At 44.6% G+C, this 17,813-nt stretch carries 9 protein-coding genes; 3 read left to right on the top strand and 6 right to left on the bottom strand.

Features of this window, described 5'->3' with window-relative positions:
• Positions 1-116: 116 nt before the first annotated feature.
• The 3 genes from HMPREF9010_RS22205 to HMPREF9010_RS22215 are packed head-to-tail and all read left to right on the top strand — an operon-like array spanning position 117 to position 7,807.
• Positions 117-2,981, top strand: coding sequence for an alpha-xylosidase BoGH31A (locus HMPREF9010_RS22205; RefSeq protein WP_008646671.1), 2,865 nt, complete (start codon positions 117-119; stop codon positions 2,979-2,981).
• 19 nt (positions 2,982-3,000) lie between these two features.
• The gene (locus HMPREF9010_RS22210) at positions 3,001-5,556 is read left to right on the top strand and encodes a beta-galactosidase BoGH2A (protein WP_008646669.1); all 2,556 of its coding nucleotides are present in this window, start codon (positions 3,001-3,003) and stop codon (positions 5,554-5,556) included.
• Between the two features lie 22 nt (positions 5,557-5,578).
• On the top strand, positions 5,579-7,807 hold the full coding sequence (locus HMPREF9010_RS22215) for a glycoside hydrolase family 3 C-terminal domain-containing protein (protein WP_083792329.1): 2,229 nt from the start codon (positions 5,579-5,581) through the stop codon (positions 7,805-7,807).
• A gap of 155 nt (positions 7,808-7,962) precedes the next feature.
• On the opposite strand, the gene HMPREF9010_RS22220 is transcribed toward HMPREF9010_RS22215, so the two are convergent.
• The 6 genes from HMPREF9010_RS22220 to HMPREF9010_RS22245 are packed head-to-tail and all read right to left on the bottom strand — an operon-like array spanning position 7,963 to position 17,523.
• Positions 7,963-9,540: a S41 family peptidase gene (locus HMPREF9010_RS22220; protein WP_032852570.1), complete on the bottom strand. Its 1,578-nt coding sequence runs from the start codon at positions 9,538-9,540 to the stop codon at positions 7,963-7,965.
• A gap of 37 nt (positions 9,541-9,577) precedes the next feature.
• Positions 9,578-10,036, bottom strand: a complete 459-nt coding sequence (gene coaD, locus HMPREF9010_RS22225) for a pantetheine-phosphate adenylyltransferase (protein ID WP_008646663.1) — start codon at positions 10,034-10,036, stop codon at positions 9,578-9,580.
• On the bottom strand, positions 10,033-11,910 hold the full coding sequence (locus HMPREF9010_RS22230) for a DNA topoisomerase IV subunit B (protein ID WP_004302623.1): 1,878 nt from the start codon (positions 11,908-11,910) through the stop codon (positions 10,033-10,035). Before HMPREF9010_RS22230 ends, coaD begins: the two co-directional genes overlap by 4 nt.
• A gap of 9 nt (positions 11,911-11,919) precedes the next feature.
• The gene (locus tag HMPREF9010_RS22235) at positions 11,920-13,056 is read right to left on the bottom strand and encodes a GNAT family N-acetyltransferase (RefSeq protein ID WP_008646659.1); all 1,137 of its coding nucleotides are present in this window, start codon (positions 13,054-13,056) and stop codon (positions 11,920-11,922) included.
• Positions 13,057-13,105: 49 nt separating this feature from the next.
• Positions 13,106-15,598, bottom strand: coding sequence for a PQQ-binding-like beta-propeller repeat protein (locus HMPREF9010_RS22240; protein ID WP_032852415.1), 2,493 nt, complete (start codon positions 15,596-15,598; stop codon positions 13,106-13,108).
• A gap of 47 nt (positions 15,599-15,645) precedes the next feature.
• The gene (locus HMPREF9010_RS22245) at positions 15,646-17,523 is read right to left on the bottom strand and encodes a sodium:solute symporter family protein (protein WP_008646655.1); all 1,878 of its coding nucleotides are present in this window, start codon (positions 17,521-17,523) and stop codon (positions 15,646-15,648) included.
• Positions 17,524-17,813 lie beyond the last annotated feature (290 nt).

The following is a 17,813-nucleotide window of genomic DNA, read 5'->3' as shown; positions in this document are numbered from 1 at the left end:
TGTCCGGTCACTGTTTAAAAGTTCCCCTTCTGTAAAACATTAGAAGGGGAACTTTTCATTTATAGTACTTACTTTTGCGATATGAGAAAATATATTGTTGAACCCTAAAGGTAGGTATGATTATGAATATGAAAAACATTTTCTATTGCCTGTTGCCGGGACTTCTTTTCGGAGCATGTTCCAATAAGGTCTACGAGGAGACAGGTGATAGCGTGATAGTTAAAGTACAACAGAAAGAAATAGGAGGGCCTCGTTTAGTTCGCCTTCAAGTGATGGGAGATAAGTTAATCCGTGTTTCCGCCACTGCCGACAGCAAGTTTGCCGATCCGCAAAGTTTGATTGTTGTTCCGCAGGAAAAACAAACATCCTTTGCCGTTGTGCAGAATGGCGATACGATTATAGTGTCTACTGAAGAAGTAAAAGCATCCGTACTGGCTAGTACCGGGGAAGTGTGGTTTACGGATCGAAACGGAGAGTTAATCCTGCAGGAAAACAAGGGAGGAGGAAAGAAGTTTACTCCGATAGAAGTGGAGGGGACGAAAGGATATACGATCTGTCAGGTATTTGAGTCTCCCGAAGATGAGGCGTTTTACGGATTAGGTCAGCATCAGGCGGATGAATTTAATTATAAGGGCAAGAATGAAGAATTGTTCCAATACAATACGAAAGTATCTGTTCCGTTTGTTGTTTCGAATAAAAATTATGGCATACTACTGGATAGTTATTCGTTGTGCCGCTTCGGTAATCCGAATGATTATTCCCAGTTGAACCGTATCTTTAAACTTTATGATAAGACAGGTCAGGAAGGGGCGCTTACCGGTACTTATGTACCGAAAAAAGGAGAAACTCTGGTTCGTCGGGAAGATTCCATTTATTTCGAGAATCTGAAAACGATTGAGAATCTTCCGAAGAAACTGCCGTTAATGGGGGCTAACGTCACTTATGAAGGAGAGATAGAGCCTGCTCAAACGGGAGAATTTAAGTTTATTCTTTATTATGCAGGATATGTCAAGGTTTATTTGAATAATGAGCTGGTAGTGCCGGAACGTTGGCGTACTGCATGGAATCCTAATAGTTATAAGTTTGCTGCTCATTTGGAAGCAGGAAAGCGTGTGCCGTTGAAAATCGAGTGGCAGCCTGATGGTGGGCAGTCTTATTGCGGGCTGCGTGCATTGACACCCGTTGATCCGAAAGAACAGGGGAAACAGTCGTGGTGGAGTGAAATGACCAAGCAGCTCGATTATTATTTTATGGCTGGTGAAGATATGGACGATGTGATTAGCGGTTATCGTACGCTGACCGGAAAGTCTCCCGTTATGCCGAAGTGGGCAATGGGTTTCTGGCAAAGTCGTGAGAAGTATAATACACAGGATGAAATGTTGGGAGCACTGAAGGGTTTTCGTGATCGTAAAATTCCGTTGGATAATATCGTACTGGATTGGAATCACTGGCCGGAGAATGCCTGGGGCAGTCACGAGTTTGATAAGCCTCGTTTTCCGGATCCGAAAGCAATGGTCGATTCAATCCATGCTATGCATGGTCGTATGATGATCTCGGTATGGCCTAAGTTCTATGTTACTACTGAACATTTCAAAGAATTCGACGAGAATGGCTGGATGTATCAGCAGTCTGTCAGGGATAGCTTGAAAGATTGGGTAGGTCCCGGTTACCATTATGGTTTTTATGATGCATACGATCCCGATGCACGGAAATTGTTCTGGAAACAGATGTATGAGCATTATTATCCGTTGGGTATAGATGCCTGGTGGATGGATGCCAGCGAACCGAATGTGCGTGACTGTACAGACCTGGAATATCGGAAGGCTTTGTGCGGGCCTACGGCATTAGGTTCCTCAACAGAATTCTTCAATGCTTATGCACTGATGAATGCGGAAGCGATTTATGACGGCCAGCGCGGGGTGGATAATAACAAACGGGTGTTCTTATTAACCCGTTCGGGATTTGCCGGATTGCAGCGTTATTCTACGGCTACATGGAGTGGGGATATCGGTACACGTTGGGAAGATATGAAAGCGCAGATTTCTGCAGGGTTGAATTTTGCGATGAGTGGAATTCCTTACTGGACAATGGATATTGGCGGTTTTTGTGTAGAGAATCGTTATGTGGCAGGACAGAAACAATGGAACGCGACAAAGACGGAAAACGCCGATTATAAAGAATGGCGTGAGTTGAATGCCCGCTGGTATCAATTCGGTGCGTTTGTGCCTTTGTATCGTGCACACGGGCAATACCCTTTCCGTGAAATATGGGAGATTGCGTCGGAAGGGCATCCGGCTTATCAGTCGGTTGTGTATTATACCAAGTTACGTTATAATATGATGCCGTATATTTATTCGTTGGCAGGTATGACCTGGTTGGATGATTATACGATCATGCGTCCCTTAGTTATGGATTTCACAGTGGATGCCGAAGTGAATAATATTGGTGACCAGTTTATGTTCGGTCCTTCGTTTATGGTATCTCCCGTTTATCGATATGGTGACCGCAGCCGTGAAATTTATTTCCCTCAATCAGAAGGCTGGTATGATTTTTATTCAGGCAAATTTCAGGCTGGAGGAGAGAGAAAGGTTATAGAAGCTCCTTATGAGCGTATTCCGTTGTATGTGCGTGCCGGTGCTATCGTACCATTCGGAGATGATATTCAGTATACGGATGAAAAACCGGCGGATCATATCCGTTTGTATATTTATCAGGGAGCGGATGGAGAGTTTACGTTATACGAAGATGAGGGTGTGAATTATAACTATGAACAAGGGAGGTATGCCATGATACCAATGAAGTATGATGAAGCTACCAAGACTTTAGTGATCGGTGAACGCCAGGGAGATTTTCCGGGTATGCTGAAAGAACGGACTTTCACTGTAATTACGGTCAATAAGGAAAAAGCCCAACCGTTTGATTTGAATGCGAAAGGGGTGACTGTGAAGTATAATGGCAGCAAACAGACATTGAAACTGTAAGCTGAATGATAATCCGTTGATGATGATTGGTAAACTAAAATATTTGATGCTGGGGGGCTGCCTTATACTGGGGAGCTGCTTGGCATTGGGAGGCTGTCTGATGTTATTAGGAGCATGTAGCAGTTCTCCCCTTGTATCTCCGCGGGAGCGATCCGACTTTAATGCAGACTGGCGTTTTCATTTGGGAGACGGGCTGCAAGCGGCACAACCTGGTTTTGCCGACAATGACTGGCGTGTACTGGATTTGCCCCACGACTGGGCGATTGAAGGAGACTTCAGTCAGGAAAATCCTTCCGGTACAGGAGGAGGGGCACTTCCGGGAGGAGTCGGTTGGTATCGCAAAATCTTTAGTGTAGACAAAGCGGATGCAGGAAAGATATTTCGCATTGAGTTTGACGGAGTATATATGAACTCGGAGGTATTTATCAATGGTGTTTCATTGGGAGTACGTCCTTATGGATATATTAGTTTCAGCTATGACCTGACTCCTTATCTGAAATGGGATGAACCGAATGTGCTGGCTGTACGTGTGGATAATGCGGAGCAACCTAATTCACGGTGGTATTCAGGTTGTGGCATTTACCGGAATGTGTGGCTAAGCAAGACCGGCCCAATACATGTGGGTGGATGGGGAACGTATGTCACAACCTCGTCAGTTGACGAAAAACAGGCTGTACTGAATCTCGCTACTACCCTTGTGAATGAAAGTGATACGAACGAAAATGTTACTGTCTGTTCTTCCTTGCAGGATGCTGAAGGCAGAGAAGTTGCTGAAACCCGGTCGAGCGGGAAAGCGGAAGCCGGTAAGGAAGTTGTTTTTACCCAGCAACTGACTGTAAAGCAACCTCAACTGTGGGATATTGATACTCCTTATCTGTATACACTGGTTACCAAAGTGATGCGAAACGAAGAATGTATGGATAGGTATACTACTCCTGTTGGTATTCGCACATTTAGTTTTGATGCCCGGAAAGGATTCACGTTGAATGGCAGGCAGACAAAAATTAATGGTGTGTGTATGCATCATGACCTGGGCTGTTTGGGAGCGGCAGTCAACACACGTGCCATTGAACGGCAATTGCAAATTCTGAAAGAAATGGGGTGTAACGGCATACGTTGTTCCCATAATCCTCCCGCACCCGAACTGCTTGATCTTTGTGACCGTATGGGATTTATCGTGATGGATGAGGCTTTTGATATGTGGCGGAAGAAAAAAACGGCACATGATTATGCCCGTTACTTCAATGAATGGCACGAGCGCGATTTGAATGACTTTATTTTGCGTGACCGTAATCATCCTTCTGTCTTTATGTGGAGTATCGGTAATGAAGTCCTCGAACAATGGAGTGATGCCAAAGCGGATACGTTGAGTCTGGAAGAGGCCAATCTGATCTTAAATTTCGGACATTCTTCTGAAATGTTAGCCAAAGAAGGAGAGGAGAGTGTCAACTCTTTGCTGACGAAAAAACTGGTAAGCTTTGTAAAAGGGCTTGATCCTGCCCGTCCTATCACTGCCGGATGCAATGAACCGAATTCCGGCAATCATTTATTCCGTTCCGGCGTACTGGATGTGATTGGCTATAATTATCATAACAAGGATATTCCCAATGTTCCGGCTAATTTCCCGGACAAGCCGTTTATCATTACTGAAAGCAATTCAGCGTTGATGACTCGCGGATATTACCGTATGCCCAGCGACAGGATGTTTATCTGGCCCGAGCGTTGGGACAAATCCTTTGCCGATTCCACATTTGCCTGTTCATCTTATGAAAACTGTCATGTGCCTTGGGGAAACACTCATGAGGAAAGCTTGAAATTAGTCAGGGACAACGACTTTATCAGCGGGCAATATGTATGGACGGGATTTGATTATATCGGGGAACCGACTCCTTATGGATGGCCTGCGCGTAGTTCGTACTTTGGTATTGTAGATCTGGCTGGTTTCCCGAAAGATGTCTACTATTTGTATCAGTCGGAATGGACGGATAAGCAGGTGTTGCACCTTTTCCCGCACTGGAACTGGACTCCGGGACAGGAGATTGATATGTGGTGCTACTATAATCAGGCTGATGAAGTGGAACTGTTTGTGAATGGAAAGTCGCAAGGAGTGAAGCGTAAAGACCTTGATAATCTGCATGTAGCTTGGCGTGTGAAGTTTGAACCGGGAACGGTGAAGGTCATTGCACGAGAGAGTGGTAAGGTAGTGGCGGAAAAGGAAATCTGCACAGCCGGAAAACCCGCAGAGATTCGTCTGACTCCTGATCGTTCTATTCTGACTGCTGATGGAAAAGATTTGTGTTTTGTCACTGTGGAGGTGTTGGATGAGAAAGGAAATCTTTGCCCTGATGCTGACAATCTAGTGAATTTCACAGTACAAGGTAATGGCTTTATCGCAGGGGTAGACAACGGAAACCCGGTATCGATGGAACGCTTTAAGGATGAAAAGAGGAAAGCATTTTATGGAAAATGCCTTGTTGTCATTCAGAACGATGGAAAACCGGGAAAAGCAAAGCTGACGGCTACTTCAGAGGGACTTCGGCAAGCTGTACTAAAGATTTCGGCAGAGGAATTGTAAACTGTAAATGATTATTGGAATAATGAAGACATTTTTATTGACTATATGTTTCCTGTCTGTTCAGACAGGTATGGTGGCGATTGCTCAAGACAAAGAACAAACACCGGTGTATCTGGATGATACACAACCGATAGAGGTTAGGGTACAGGATGCGTTGAACCGTATGACTGTGGAGGAGAAAACTCGTCTTAGTTATGCACAAGGGAAGTTTAGCTCCCCTGGCTGTCCCCGTTTGGGTATTCCTGAACTTTGGATGAGTGACGGACCTCACGGCGTACGTGCCGAAATTAACTGGAATGATTGGGGATATGCCGGATGGACGAACGATAGTTGCACAGCCTTTCCTGCACTGACCTGTCTGGCAGCTAGCTGGAATCCGCTATTAGCAGCGAAATATGGATATGCTATCGGTGAAGAAGCCCGTTATCGTGAAAAGGATGTTTTGCTGGGACCGGGTGTGAATATCTATCGTACTCCGCTCAACGGGCGTAACTTTGAATATATGGGGGAAGACCCTTATTTAGCCTCGGAGCTTTGTGTACCTTATATTCAGGGAGTGCAGAAGAATGGAGTAGCCGCCTGCGTAAAACATTACGCACTGAACAATCAGGAATTATGGCGGGGACATATCGATGTGCAGCTAAGTGACCGTGCATTGTATGAGATATATCTGCCTGCCTTTAAGGCTGCTGTGGAAAGAGGGAAGGCTTGGTCTATTATGGGAGCGTACAATAAGGTGCGCGGAACTCATGCTACTCATCATAAACTGCTGAATAATGATATATTGAAGGGAGAATGGAATTTCGACGGTTGTGTCATAACAGATTGGGGAGCTGCGCATGATACCTATGAAGCTGCCATGTATGGCTTGGATATTGAAATGGGATCTTATACGAATGGTTTGACTTCAGAATCGGAATTCGGTTATGACGATTATTACTTGGGTAAGTCTTATCTGAAAATGGTTCGGGAAGGTAAGATTCCGATGGAAGTAGTGAATGATAAGGCTGCCCGTGTGTTGCGTCTGATTTTCCGTACAGCCATGAATCGCAGGAAACCGTTCGGGACACTGACTAGTGAAGAGCACTATCGTACGGCTTATGAGATTGCAACAGAGGGTATTGTCCTGTTGAAAAATGGAACCGGTAAGAAACAACCTGCCTTATTGCCTGTACCTCAAGGAAAATACAAACGTATTTTAGTGGTGGGAGATAATGCTACCCGTAATTTGATGTTAGGTGGTGGCTCTTCAGAGTTGAAAGTTCAGAAAGTGATTTCATCACTGGACGGTATAAAGGCCAAATTTGGTGACGGTGTGGTTTATGCACAAGGTTACACAAGCGGTCGCCCGATGTATGGACGGGCGGATGTTATTCCGCAGGTTACTGTGGATTCTTTGCGTAATGATGCGGTGGAAAAGGCGATGAATTCGGATTTGGTGATTTTTGTAGGCGGACTAAATAAGAATCATTTTCAGGACTGTGAGGGTGGAGACCGTTTATCATACGAACTTCCTTTTGCGCAGAATGAGTTGATAGAAGCCTTGTTGAAGGTAAATAAAAATCTGGTAGCAGTGATTGTCAGCGGAAATGCGGTGGAAATGCCTTGGGTAAAGGAGATTCCTTCTATTGTCCAGTCGTGGTATTTAGGCTCTGTTGGTGGGGAGGCGCTGGCTGATGTGTTGAGTGGAGAGGTGACTCCCAGTGGTAAACTTCCTTTCTCTTATCCGGTGAAACTGGAGGATTGTCCGGCTCATTTCTTTGGGGAAATCAGTTATCCGGGCGATAGCATCCGTCAAGAATATAAAGAAGATATTCTGGTTGGCTATCGTTGGTATGATACGAAGAAGGTGCAGCCACTTTTTCCTTTTGGTTATGGCATGAGTTATACTACCTTTGAGTATAGTAAACCTGTAATATCGGCTCAAACAATGAATACTGATGGCAGTATAGATGTTTCTGTAAAGGTTAAGAATACAGGAAAAGTAGCAGGGAAAGAGATTATCCAACTATACATTGGTGATGAGGAGTGTAGTGTCCTCCGTCCAGTTAAGGAATTGAAAGATTTTCGGAAGGTACAACTTCTTCCGAATGAAGAAAAAGAGGTGAAGTTTACAATCAAACCGGAAGCATTGCAATTCTTTGATGATAAACAGCGTACTTGGGTGGCAGAACCTGGAAAATTCAAGGCATACATTGCCGCCTCTTCTTCTGATATTCGCGGTACGGTGACATTCGAATATATTCAATAATAAAGTTAACGGGTTGATACACAACGCTTAGTGGACATATAGATACAGAGTGGTGGATATATATACTCACCATCGTGTATCTATATGTCCACTATGATGAGTATGTATGTCCACCAAACTGAAAGACGATGTTTTATGATTGTTTATTGAATACCCTATTTCAGTTTCTTCTGATACTCGTCCGAATTTAGTATTTCCAAAGCCTTTTGTATACTTTCATTCGTTGTATTCATTATCCGGAAATATTCGTTCATATCCCAAAGGTCACGGGCTATCAGTGCTTTGAGCTGGGTTTTGATAAGAGGGAGCGATTTCTGATATTGCTCTTCATTGAACTTCACCCCTTCTTTCTCTCCGATTTCCTTTAAAGTGGCGAGCATATCATCATCGACTACGAACTTCTCATCAAACGATTCGAACTTCTTGTATTTGTTTGCCAACTCTTTCCGGTGTCCTTCAATAAACTGCATGGTGAATTTAATCACAGCTCCTTTAGCTACCAGATTACGGTGATAATCCGTATAAAGAATCGTGTCGATAGGCACGAAATAATCCGGCATGATGCCACCTCCACCATAAACGGTACGTCCGAGTTTCTTGGTTTGTACTTTCAGTGAATCCGGGAAATGGATGCTGTCGGCATTCATCAGTTCACCGTGGTTGAAACGCTCTATCAGGTCTTTATTGTAATCGACAGTGCTGTCGTATGGTTTCTGAATCGAGCGCCCTGATGGAGTATAATAACGGGCGATGGTTAAACGAATCATGGAACCATCCGGCAAATCGATAGGACGTTGCACCAAGCCTTTGCCGAAAGAACGGCGGCCTACAATAATTCCTCTGTCCCAATCCTGTACCGCACCGCTGACAATTTCGCTGGCGGAAGCTGTATACTCGTCCACCAATATGATGAGGCGGCCATTACGGAAGTCTCCGTTACCTTTGGCATAGAAATCACTACGTTTGGCAGTCCGGCCTTCGGTATATACGATTAGCTCCTTTTGTCCCAAGAATTCGTTAGCAAGGTCAATGGCTGCATTGAGATAACCACCTCCGTTTCCTTGCAGGTCGAGAATCATATCCTTCATACCTTGCTTCTGAAGACTTGTCATTGCTTTTTTGAATTCTTCGGCAGTGGTTGCTCCAAAACGGTTGATGCGGATATAACCCGTTTTAGGTTGAATCATATAGGAGGCATCGAGGCTAAGGATAGGTATCTTGTCTCTTTTCACTGTAAACAATAAAGGGTCTTGCACGCCACGACGAACGATTGTCAGATTGACTTTCGAACCTTTCGGACCACGAAGGCGCTTCATAATATCTTCCGTACTCATTTTCACTCCGGCAATGGCGCTGTCATTGACCGCAACGATACGGTCACCGGCAAGGATGCCGACTTTCTCGGAAGGTCCGTTGCTGACAGGTTGCACCACCAACAGGGTGTCTTCTATCATCTGGAATTGCACTCCGATACCCTCGAAGTTACCTTGAAGTGGTTCGTTCATCTTCTTCACTTCCTCTGCATCCGAATAAGTAGAGTGCGGATCAAGTTGTGCCAGCATTTTGATGATGGCTTCTTCTACCAACTTGTCTTCATCTACTTTGTCCACATAGAAATTGGAGATTGCAAACTCTGCCATTTGTAACTTTCGCATGGCTTCGGAACCGAAGTTCTGGGCTTGTGTGGCAACTGCCCACAAGCAAACGGATAGTATAATCGTTAGTTTCTTCATCATCTTTTCTGACTCACCGCCTATTCCCTAACGAGTGTTATTCATTCATTTTCATTCCTTTGGGAATAAACAGGCTGATATCTTTATTATAGGTTAATAACTCGCGTACAATTGTAGAGCTGACGCAAGTCAGTTCCGGTTCTGTGAAGAGCAGGATGGTTTCAATCCCTGCCAGTTTGCGGTTAATGTCTGCAATGGTCTCTTCGTACTCGAAATCCTTCACCGTACGGATACCGCGGACAATGAACCTGGCCTCTACTTCCTGCGCAAAATCAATTGTCAGACAGTCGTAGGACATCACCTGGATACGAGGTTCGTCTTTATAAAGTTCCCGAATCATTTCTTCTCTTTTCTCAATGGGGAAGTAGGTATTCTTGTTCTCATTAATGCCGATTCCTATCACGATTTCGTCCATAAAGGTAAGTGCACGTTCCACTACCGAGTAATGTCCGATGGTGAAAGGGTCGAAAGTACCCGGGAATATTGCTTTTCTCATGATGCCAAGTCTTCTTCTATAACCAGATTGTCTATAATAAAGTTCTGTCGTTCCATGGTATTTTTGCCCATGTAGAATTCGAGTAGTTCTTTTACCGCGTCCGTTTTGCGCAGTGTCACCTGCTCCAGACGCATATCTTTACCGATGAAATGTTTGAACTCATCCGGTGAGATTTCTCCCAAACCTTTAAATCGGGTGATCTCCGGATTCGGTCCTAGCTCATTAATGGCATTGATACGTTCTTCCTCGCTGTAGCAGTAATTTGTCTTTTTCTTGTTGCGTACACGGAATAAAGGCGTTTGCAGGATATATACATGTCCTTTCTTGATGAGATCAGGGAAGAATTGCAGGAAGAAAGTAATCAGCAACAGGCGGATATGCATACCGTCCACATCGGCATCGGTTGCTACGATTACTTTGTTGTAGCGTAATCCTTCAATACCATCTTCTATATTCAGGGCTGCTTGAAGCAGGTTGAATTCCTCGTTCTCGTAAACCACCTTTTTGGTCAGTCCGAAAGAGTTCAACGGTTTACCACGGAGACTGAATACTGCTTGGGTGTTGACATCACGACTTTTGGTGATGGAACCGCTTGCAGAGTCTCCCTCGGTGATAAAGATGCAGGAGTCTTCTTCCAGCCCTTTCCCTTTCGGGTCGTTGAGGTGTATGCGGCAGTCACGCAATTTACGGTTGTGCAGGTTGGCTTTCTTTGCACGCTCACGGGCAAGCTTTGTTACCCCTGCAATCGCTTTACGTTCTTTCTCGGATTCTTGTATTTTTTGTTGTATTGCTTCGGCTATGTCTGCATTCTTGTGCAGGAAGTTGTCCACTTCCTGTTTGATAAAGTCGCCTACATATTTATTGACCGTTACGCCACCGGGAACCATATTGGTAGAACCCAGCTTGGTCTTCGTCTGGCTTTCGAAGATCGGTTCTTCCACATTTACGGCAATGGCGGCAACCAATCCGTTACGGATATCGGTGTAGTCCATGTTCTTGTTGAAGAACTCTTTGATGGTGCGGGCGATGTGCTCCTTGAAAGCACTCTGATGAGTACCTCCCTGGGTAGTATGCTGACCGTTAACGAAAGAATAATATTCTTCTCCGTACTGCCCTGTATGTGTGAAGGCGATTTCAATATCTTCCCCTTTCAGATGGATGATCGGGTAAAGTCCGGTTGCCGTCATGTTGTCGTTCAAAAGGTCTACCAGACCGTTGCGCGACAAGATACGGTGTCCGTTATAGATGATAGCAAGCCCCGTATTGAGATACGTGTAGTTACGTAGCATTGTCTCAATAAATTCGGGCTTGAAACAGTAATTCAGGAATAGTGTATTATCCGGTTCGAAGAAGATGTAAGTTCCGTTTTCTTCTTCGGTATTCTTCGTCTCATCGGTCAGCAAGTTTCCTTTTGAGAAAGTGGCGATACGCACTTTGCCGTCGCGGTAACTGCGTACCTCGAAACGGGAGCTTAAAGCGTTGACGGCTTTCACACCGACACCATTCAGCCCGACACTTTTCTTAAATGCCTTGCTGTCATATTTACCACCGGTATTCAGCATGCTGACGGCCTCGATGAGTTTTCCTTGCGGGATGCCTCGTCCGTAGTCGCGTACACTGACACGAAGGTTTTCTTCAACGGTAATCTCGATTTTCTTACCGGCTTGCATTTTGAACTCGTCAATACTGTTGTCAATTACTTCTTTCAGGAGGACATAGATTCCATCTTCGGCATGTGCACCGTCGCCCAGCCTTCCGATATACATACCGGGGCGTGTGCGTACATGTTCCATGTCACTCAAGTGGCGGATGTTGTCGTCAGTGTACTCTACTGCATTGTTGTTGTCTACAGGTATCAATTCGTTCTCTTCCATAGCTGTTTTTTATTTTATCTCTTTGATGAACGCACGGCGGCGCTTATGTTGTTGAGTCTCAAAGTAATCCCATTGTGCCTGAACTTTACCGTTCAATTCCAGTTCGGGATTGCTTTCTGCAAATATAAAACCTAATTTTTGATAAACTGGAATTAAATCGGAAAATAACAAAGCGTTAACACCTTTATTCTGATATTCCGGCTTCACTGCAACGAGTAGTAGATCAAGCATTTTGGCACGGCGTTTCATGAATAGTGCCTTTAATAGATAGAACCATCCGAGCGGCAACAAACGTCCGTTTGATTTCTGTAAAGCCTCGGCCAGTGAGGGCATGGAGATGCCTACGCAGACCAGTTCATCGTTGGCGTCAGTGATAAGGGTAACCATCCGTAAGTCGAGGATCGGCAGATACATTTTTACGTACTGGTCGATCTGTCGCTGTGTCAATGGAGAATAGCCGTAGAGTGGGCTGTATGCTTCATTCATCAGTTCGAAAATCTTCTGTCCGTAGTCTTTGGCTATCTTTCTTCCGGAGGAGTATTTTTTTATCTTGAGGTTGTATTTTCGTTGGATTAGTTCGGAGATACGCTTATGTTTGTCGGGAATGGCATCCGGTATGTAGATTTTGTATTCCACCCAGTCGGCGTCTTTCTCGAAGCCCAACTTTTCCATGTGTACCGGATAGTACGGGTAGTTGTAGATAGTGGCCATGGTGCTAAGTTGATCGAATCCTTCGATCAGCATTCCTTCCGCATCGAAATCGGTAAATCCGAGAGGGCCGGCAATATGAGTCATGCCCCGTTCTTTTCCCCAGTCTTCCACTGCTTTGATGAGTGCGGACGATACTTCGGGATCGTCGATAAAGTCTATCCATCCGAAACGAACGTTCTTACTTTCCCACTTTTCGTTCGCTTGATTATTGATAATTGCAGCTACACGTCCTACAATTTTATCGTCCCGGTATGCGAGGAAATAATCTGCTTCACAGAATTCGAATGCTGCGTTTTTCTTCTTGTTGAAGGTGTTGAGCATGTCGTCATAGAGGTCGGGCACAGAGTAAGGGTTGCCCTTGTACATTCTGTAATTGAAACGGATAAATTTCTTAAGCTCTCTCTTTGTGGAGACTTTCTTGATTGTAATAGCCATATCTCGTATTTATGATTTGAGGAGGCAAAGATACGTGATAATCTTTAAATTACAACGCGTAGGGTGGCAAAAACTGCGCGAGGGTAAAACAATGCACATTGCCGGAATAATCGCAAACAATCATACAATTTCCGGATACGGCAACTGTTGAGAATATGGGTGCTCCAAGATTTAGTTTTTCTTTTATGATACCGGTTGACTGGTCGATGGCGTAAAGGTAGCCGTCGGAAGCACCGATAAACACGGTTCCTTGCGAAGCGACAGGGCTGGTTTCTACTCCGGCTTGCGGTGTGGTGGAGTAAGGCGCAGTGTACACCAGAGACGGTAATGTTTCAGCTTTCCATTTGTTGAAAAGGGTCGACTTGTCCAGTGCCATCACTCCGCGCTCTACGGTTCCGAAAATGATTTCGTTTTCAGTGACCAGAGGGGTAGAGGTGGCATCCAGATTGATTGATAAATCTTTTTGTTGAAGTACAGTTCCGGTTTTAGGCTCGATGGTAAACAGGCTTTTGGAAGAGATAATCCATAATTTGCCGTCTTTGTAAACCGGAGACGTGCCACGATTGCTGAGCCCGTTGTCCGAGAGTTTCCAAAGTTGTTTTCCTGTATGGATGTCGTTGCCGTATAGTCCTCCCCATTGAGTTCCACTGATAAGTACGCCATCGGCAATGGTTAATGTGGTGGTGGAGCCTTCACGTTGGCGCCAGTCTTTGTTGGTCCATAGAATGCGTCCGGTTTTCAGGTCATAGGCAGATAAACCTACACCGATTCCGGCGTAGACTACTCCGTTATCTGTTGTCAGTCCCTCGGTGAGATATGGATAGCTGTCCAGGTTGATTCGTTGTTTCCATAGCAGCTGACCTGTTTTTCCATCAATGGCATATAGATGGCAGGCGGCATCCTGTGCTACAATAATTCCATCTTCATAAGCAATGGTGTTCTTTATCGAGTTTTCTGTCCGGTATTTCCATACGGGCTTCCCGGAGTTGAGGTCGAATGCGCAAATATAGGTGTTTAGCGAAACATTATCGTCTGTGGTAGCTGTAAATACTTGACCGTCCGCTATGAGGGGGGAAGTCATAAAAATGTTGCTTCCGGTATTGGAGGTCCAAGCCAGTTGCAGAGGGAGATGGAGGTTGGAATGATTGATTCCTCCGGTATGGGCGGCATTTTGGAGCAAGGTATTCCAGTTCTCTCCGGGAATGATGGATGGTTTGAAGTCATTCTCATAAATGAATGAACAGGAGTCTGTCGCTTTCTTTCCGTCATTGAAAGAGGAGGTGACCGTCAGTTTGAGTTCTTTCCCGTTTTTATCGGAGGGGATTGAAATATTAGCAGTCCAATTCCAGTCGGTGAGCGGTGCGAGAGTGCCTTGTGCTACTTCTTCGTTACTTTCCGGAGTAGTCAATATATATGAGATTTGTTGGGTCTTTGCTTGCGAATTGTATGCATTTACAGAAATGGTAAGTTGTCTGTTAGTATTGGTCCCCACTTTTTGTTGTTTCATTGGAAAAACGATGGTGGTTTGTGGGGCGACGAAAGCATATCGTAGCTGTGTAGTGATGTTGTCGTTTGCGTCTACTTTAATGTCGCGGAAAGAGGAGGGGGAGTGGTCAATACCGCCTTTGTCCAGTGTGCCGGTACAAATGGTGTAGATTCCGTTTTGATTGCGCACATAGTTGTAATGCATGTGCCCGTATATTTGGGCTTTGGCGTTGAACGGGCGAAAATCGAGCACGTGCTGATCGTCCGCTTTGAATACGAAAGTGTCATTGGGGGTGAGCAGGTCATGATTGAAAATAATCAGGGCCTGATCTTTCTTCATGGAAGAGAGGTCATTTTTCAGCCAGTTATATACATCTTGCAGAGTGTAATCGGTCGGGTTGTCGCCGTGGTCGATGGGGGTGACTACATAATGGATATTTCCGATATCAAATGAATACCAGGTCGGACCGTAGATGGATTCATAAAGTTCTTCGCCGTAGTTGCCTTTTACAAGGTCATGATTACCTATGCAGTAGTAAACAGGGCAGTCCATGGTCTGTGCATTTACTATCCGGTTGTGCATTTGCAAGCCCGGTTCGTAACAAATATCTCCGGTGTGAATCAGAAAGGCGGGCTTTTCGCTGTTGATGTAATTTTTTAAATCTGTCACCCATCTGCCTAGTCCTCCGGTAGCTTCAGTATCAGTGATTTGGATGAAAGAGTGCTCTTTGGATTGAGTCCGTTCACTTTCTGTCAGCAGGAAGTCATAGGTTTCTCTGTTTTCCTGGGTAGGCAAATAGAATTGTTGCGTTTCGAATCCGGCAGGGGTGGTAATAGTGATAAATCTTGTTTTTGCGAATCCGGGTAAAGAGAACCGACCTTTTTTATCTGTTTTTACCACATTCAATCCATCTGTTACCATGACTCCCATCAGCGGCTTATCGCTTTTATCCAATATGCCCGATTGGTTGCTGTCGATATAGACTGTCCCTTTAAATTGAGCGCATAGTGGGAGACATAGCATCAATGACAATAGTATGACGGATAGTTTTTTCATGATCGGTTCTCTGTTTTTTAGTGTGTTAAGCTAATAATCTTTTTTCCTTATTTTAGTTGTTTCATTTCTTCATTATACCTTACTTCTTCTTTACACAAGGGTTTATACCAGGTTTTTCTTAGTATCAGTGTCGTAACCAGAAGTAGCGCGATAGAACTCCATAGTCCCAGTTGTTCGCGGACAACGAGATACATCGGAATGATGGTGAGACTGCATTGCCAGATAATACCGATAACCACGTTGAATGCATCTCTTTTGAAGTTCTTGTTGGGCTGTATATGGGGGTAACGGGCCAATGCTTTTTCTTCAATAGGTTTCCACCATCCCCATGGACGTACACGGGTGTAGAAGCTGATTAATGTTTCTTCGTCTGTCGGAGGTGCACTGTACGTTCCGGCAATACATCCTATCAGAGAGATACCGAACAGTACCGGGAAGAAGTAGAGCACCCATGCGTCGGGAACGGTAAACTTCATGACAATGGCTGCTATGACTCCGGCAGTCATTCCCCAGAAGTAACCTTCGCCATTGAAGCGCCACCAATGCCATTTCAATACATTGGCTGCGATGTATCCTCCGAAGAGTGCGCCTACAATCCATTGGAATATTTCATTGATGTCTTTCAGGAAGAATCCGATGATAGTGCTGACAACTACCACTGCAACAGAAATGATATAGCTGCTGCGTATCTGTGTTTTCACACTCGCTTTCGGATTGATATATTTCAAATAAATATCATTCACGATATAGGCTGGTGCGGCATTGACTGTGGATGCAAAGGTTGACATGAAAGCCGCCAGTAGTCCGGCTAATAAGATTCCTGCCAATCCTGCCGGTACGTAACGTGTGATTAGGTGGGGGAGAATGGTCTCAAAATCGGTCCGTGTCACTTCCATTTGTGTCAGGCCGCCATCTTCCTTAAAGAAGTAGATAGCCAGCAGGGCAAACCCCATAATCATCAGGTAGCGGGGAATTAACAGTACGACCGACACGGAGCCGCTCATCATAGCCGCTTCTTTAGGGGATTTACAGGATAGAATTTTCTGCATGTCATAGTTGGGCGCAGGTCCTGCCATACTCATAAATATACCTTTGAGTAAAGCCATCATGACGAAGATACTAATCAGGCTATATGGTTCATTCGCCATGCGTTCCGTCAGGAGGTTCATTCGGCTGCTCCAGTCAACGTCCAGTGTCCATCCGAAGAAAGGGGAGTCCCATCCGGCGGGAACGAAGGAGTGAATCATATCCGGCGCTACCATTTGCATTCCGATAACAACGATCACGATACCTGCTATTGTCATAATCAGGAATTGCACCACGTCTGTCCATACAATACTCAACATACCTCCGAGCATAACGTAGAATGTGGCGATGGCGGTAAAGAAGATTCCATATACGTGGGGGACGTATTCTGCCGGAACATTGAAAGGAATGTAAGGAGATACTACTTCCCAGGGGATGAATATCTCCATAAACTTGCCAATACCTATGAAACCGTAACTTAGAAAACCTAAGACACTCAATAGTGCGAAGATGATAACAATCGTATGTGAAAGGGTGGACCCTTTACCTTTTCCGAAACGCGTCTTGATCCATTCCGCTCCGGTAAGTACATTGGAACGGCGGAGCCACACGGACAGATACACCATTAGAAATATCTGATTGAATACCGGCCATAACCAGGGAATCCAGAGGCTCTTGAATCCGTAGGCGAATGCCCAATATACCATTAGCATCGTGCCTGTGATGTCGAACATTCCGGAAGCATTGGACAGTCCGAGCATATAAAAAGGCAGTGATTTTCCTCCTAGAAAATAGGAGTCCATATTTTGGGCAGCTCGTTTTTTTAGAATAAGTCCGATGACAATCATAGCGATCAGGTAAGCGCAAATGATGAGAAGGTCGGTAGTGTGTAATTTCATACTATAGGTTTGAACCGATTTATATGTTATGATCTTTGTCGCAAAGGTAGGCGGAAAGTGGTAAGGAAACAAATATTATTTTAACTCATTCTGATACTATATTGATATCGCCGGAGTTTTATTTTTGTATTGACATATTCAGTGATAGATACAGAGATACGGGTAGAAGTAGCTTCATATAAAAAGAAGAACGGAGGTGTGTCATAATGAATAATAAAACGCAGATTAACGCAAATTATCGCAGAAATAATTTTATAAGTCGTTGATTAATATATCAATATAATTGGAAT

The organism is Bacteroides sp. 3_1_23 (genome assembly GCF_000162555.1).
Taxonomy (GTDB): domain Bacteria; phylum Bacteroidota; class Bacteroidia; order Bacteroidales; family Bacteroidaceae; genus Bacteroides; species Bacteroides ovatus.
Note: the sequence above shows the minus strand (reverse complement) of the source record. Positions and strands in the feature narration are given on the sequence as shown.

Bases quoted from the DNA above. Each gene is read 5' to 3' on its own strand.
- HMPREF9010_RS22205 (WP_008646671.1), top strand. From the start codon at position 117: ATGATTATGAATATGAAAAACATTTTCTATTGCCTGTTGCCGGGACTT.
- HMPREF9010_RS22210 (WP_008646669.1), top strand. From the start codon at position 3,001: ATGATGATTGGTAAACTAAAATATTTGATGCTGGGGGGCTGCCTTATA.
- HMPREF9010_RS22215 (WP_083792329.1), top strand. From the start codon at position 5,579: ATGAAGACATTTTTATTGACTATATGTTTCCTGTCTGTTCAGACAGGT.
- HMPREF9010_RS22220 (WP_032852570.1), bottom strand. From the start codon at position 9,540: ATGAAGAAACTAACGATTATACTATCCGTTTGCTTGTGGGCAGTTGCC.
- coaD (WP_008646663.1), bottom strand. From the start codon at position 10,036: ATGAGAAAAGCAATATTCCCGGGTACTTTCGACCCTTTCACCATCGGA.
- HMPREF9010_RS22230 (WP_004302623.1), bottom strand. From the start codon at position 11,910: ATGGAAGAGAACGAATTGATACCTGTAGACAACAACAATGCAGTAGAG.
- HMPREF9010_RS22235 (WP_008646659.1), bottom strand. From the start codon at position 13,056: ATGGCTATTACAATCAAGAAAGTCTCCACAAAGAGAGAGCTTAAGAAA.
- HMPREF9010_RS22240 (WP_032852415.1), bottom strand. From the start codon at position 15,598: ATGAAAAAACTATCCGTCATACTATTGTCATTGATGCTATGTCTCCCA.
- HMPREF9010_RS22245 (WP_008646655.1), bottom strand. From the start codon at position 17,523: ATGAAATTACACACTACCGACCTTCTCATCATTTGCGCTTACCTGATC.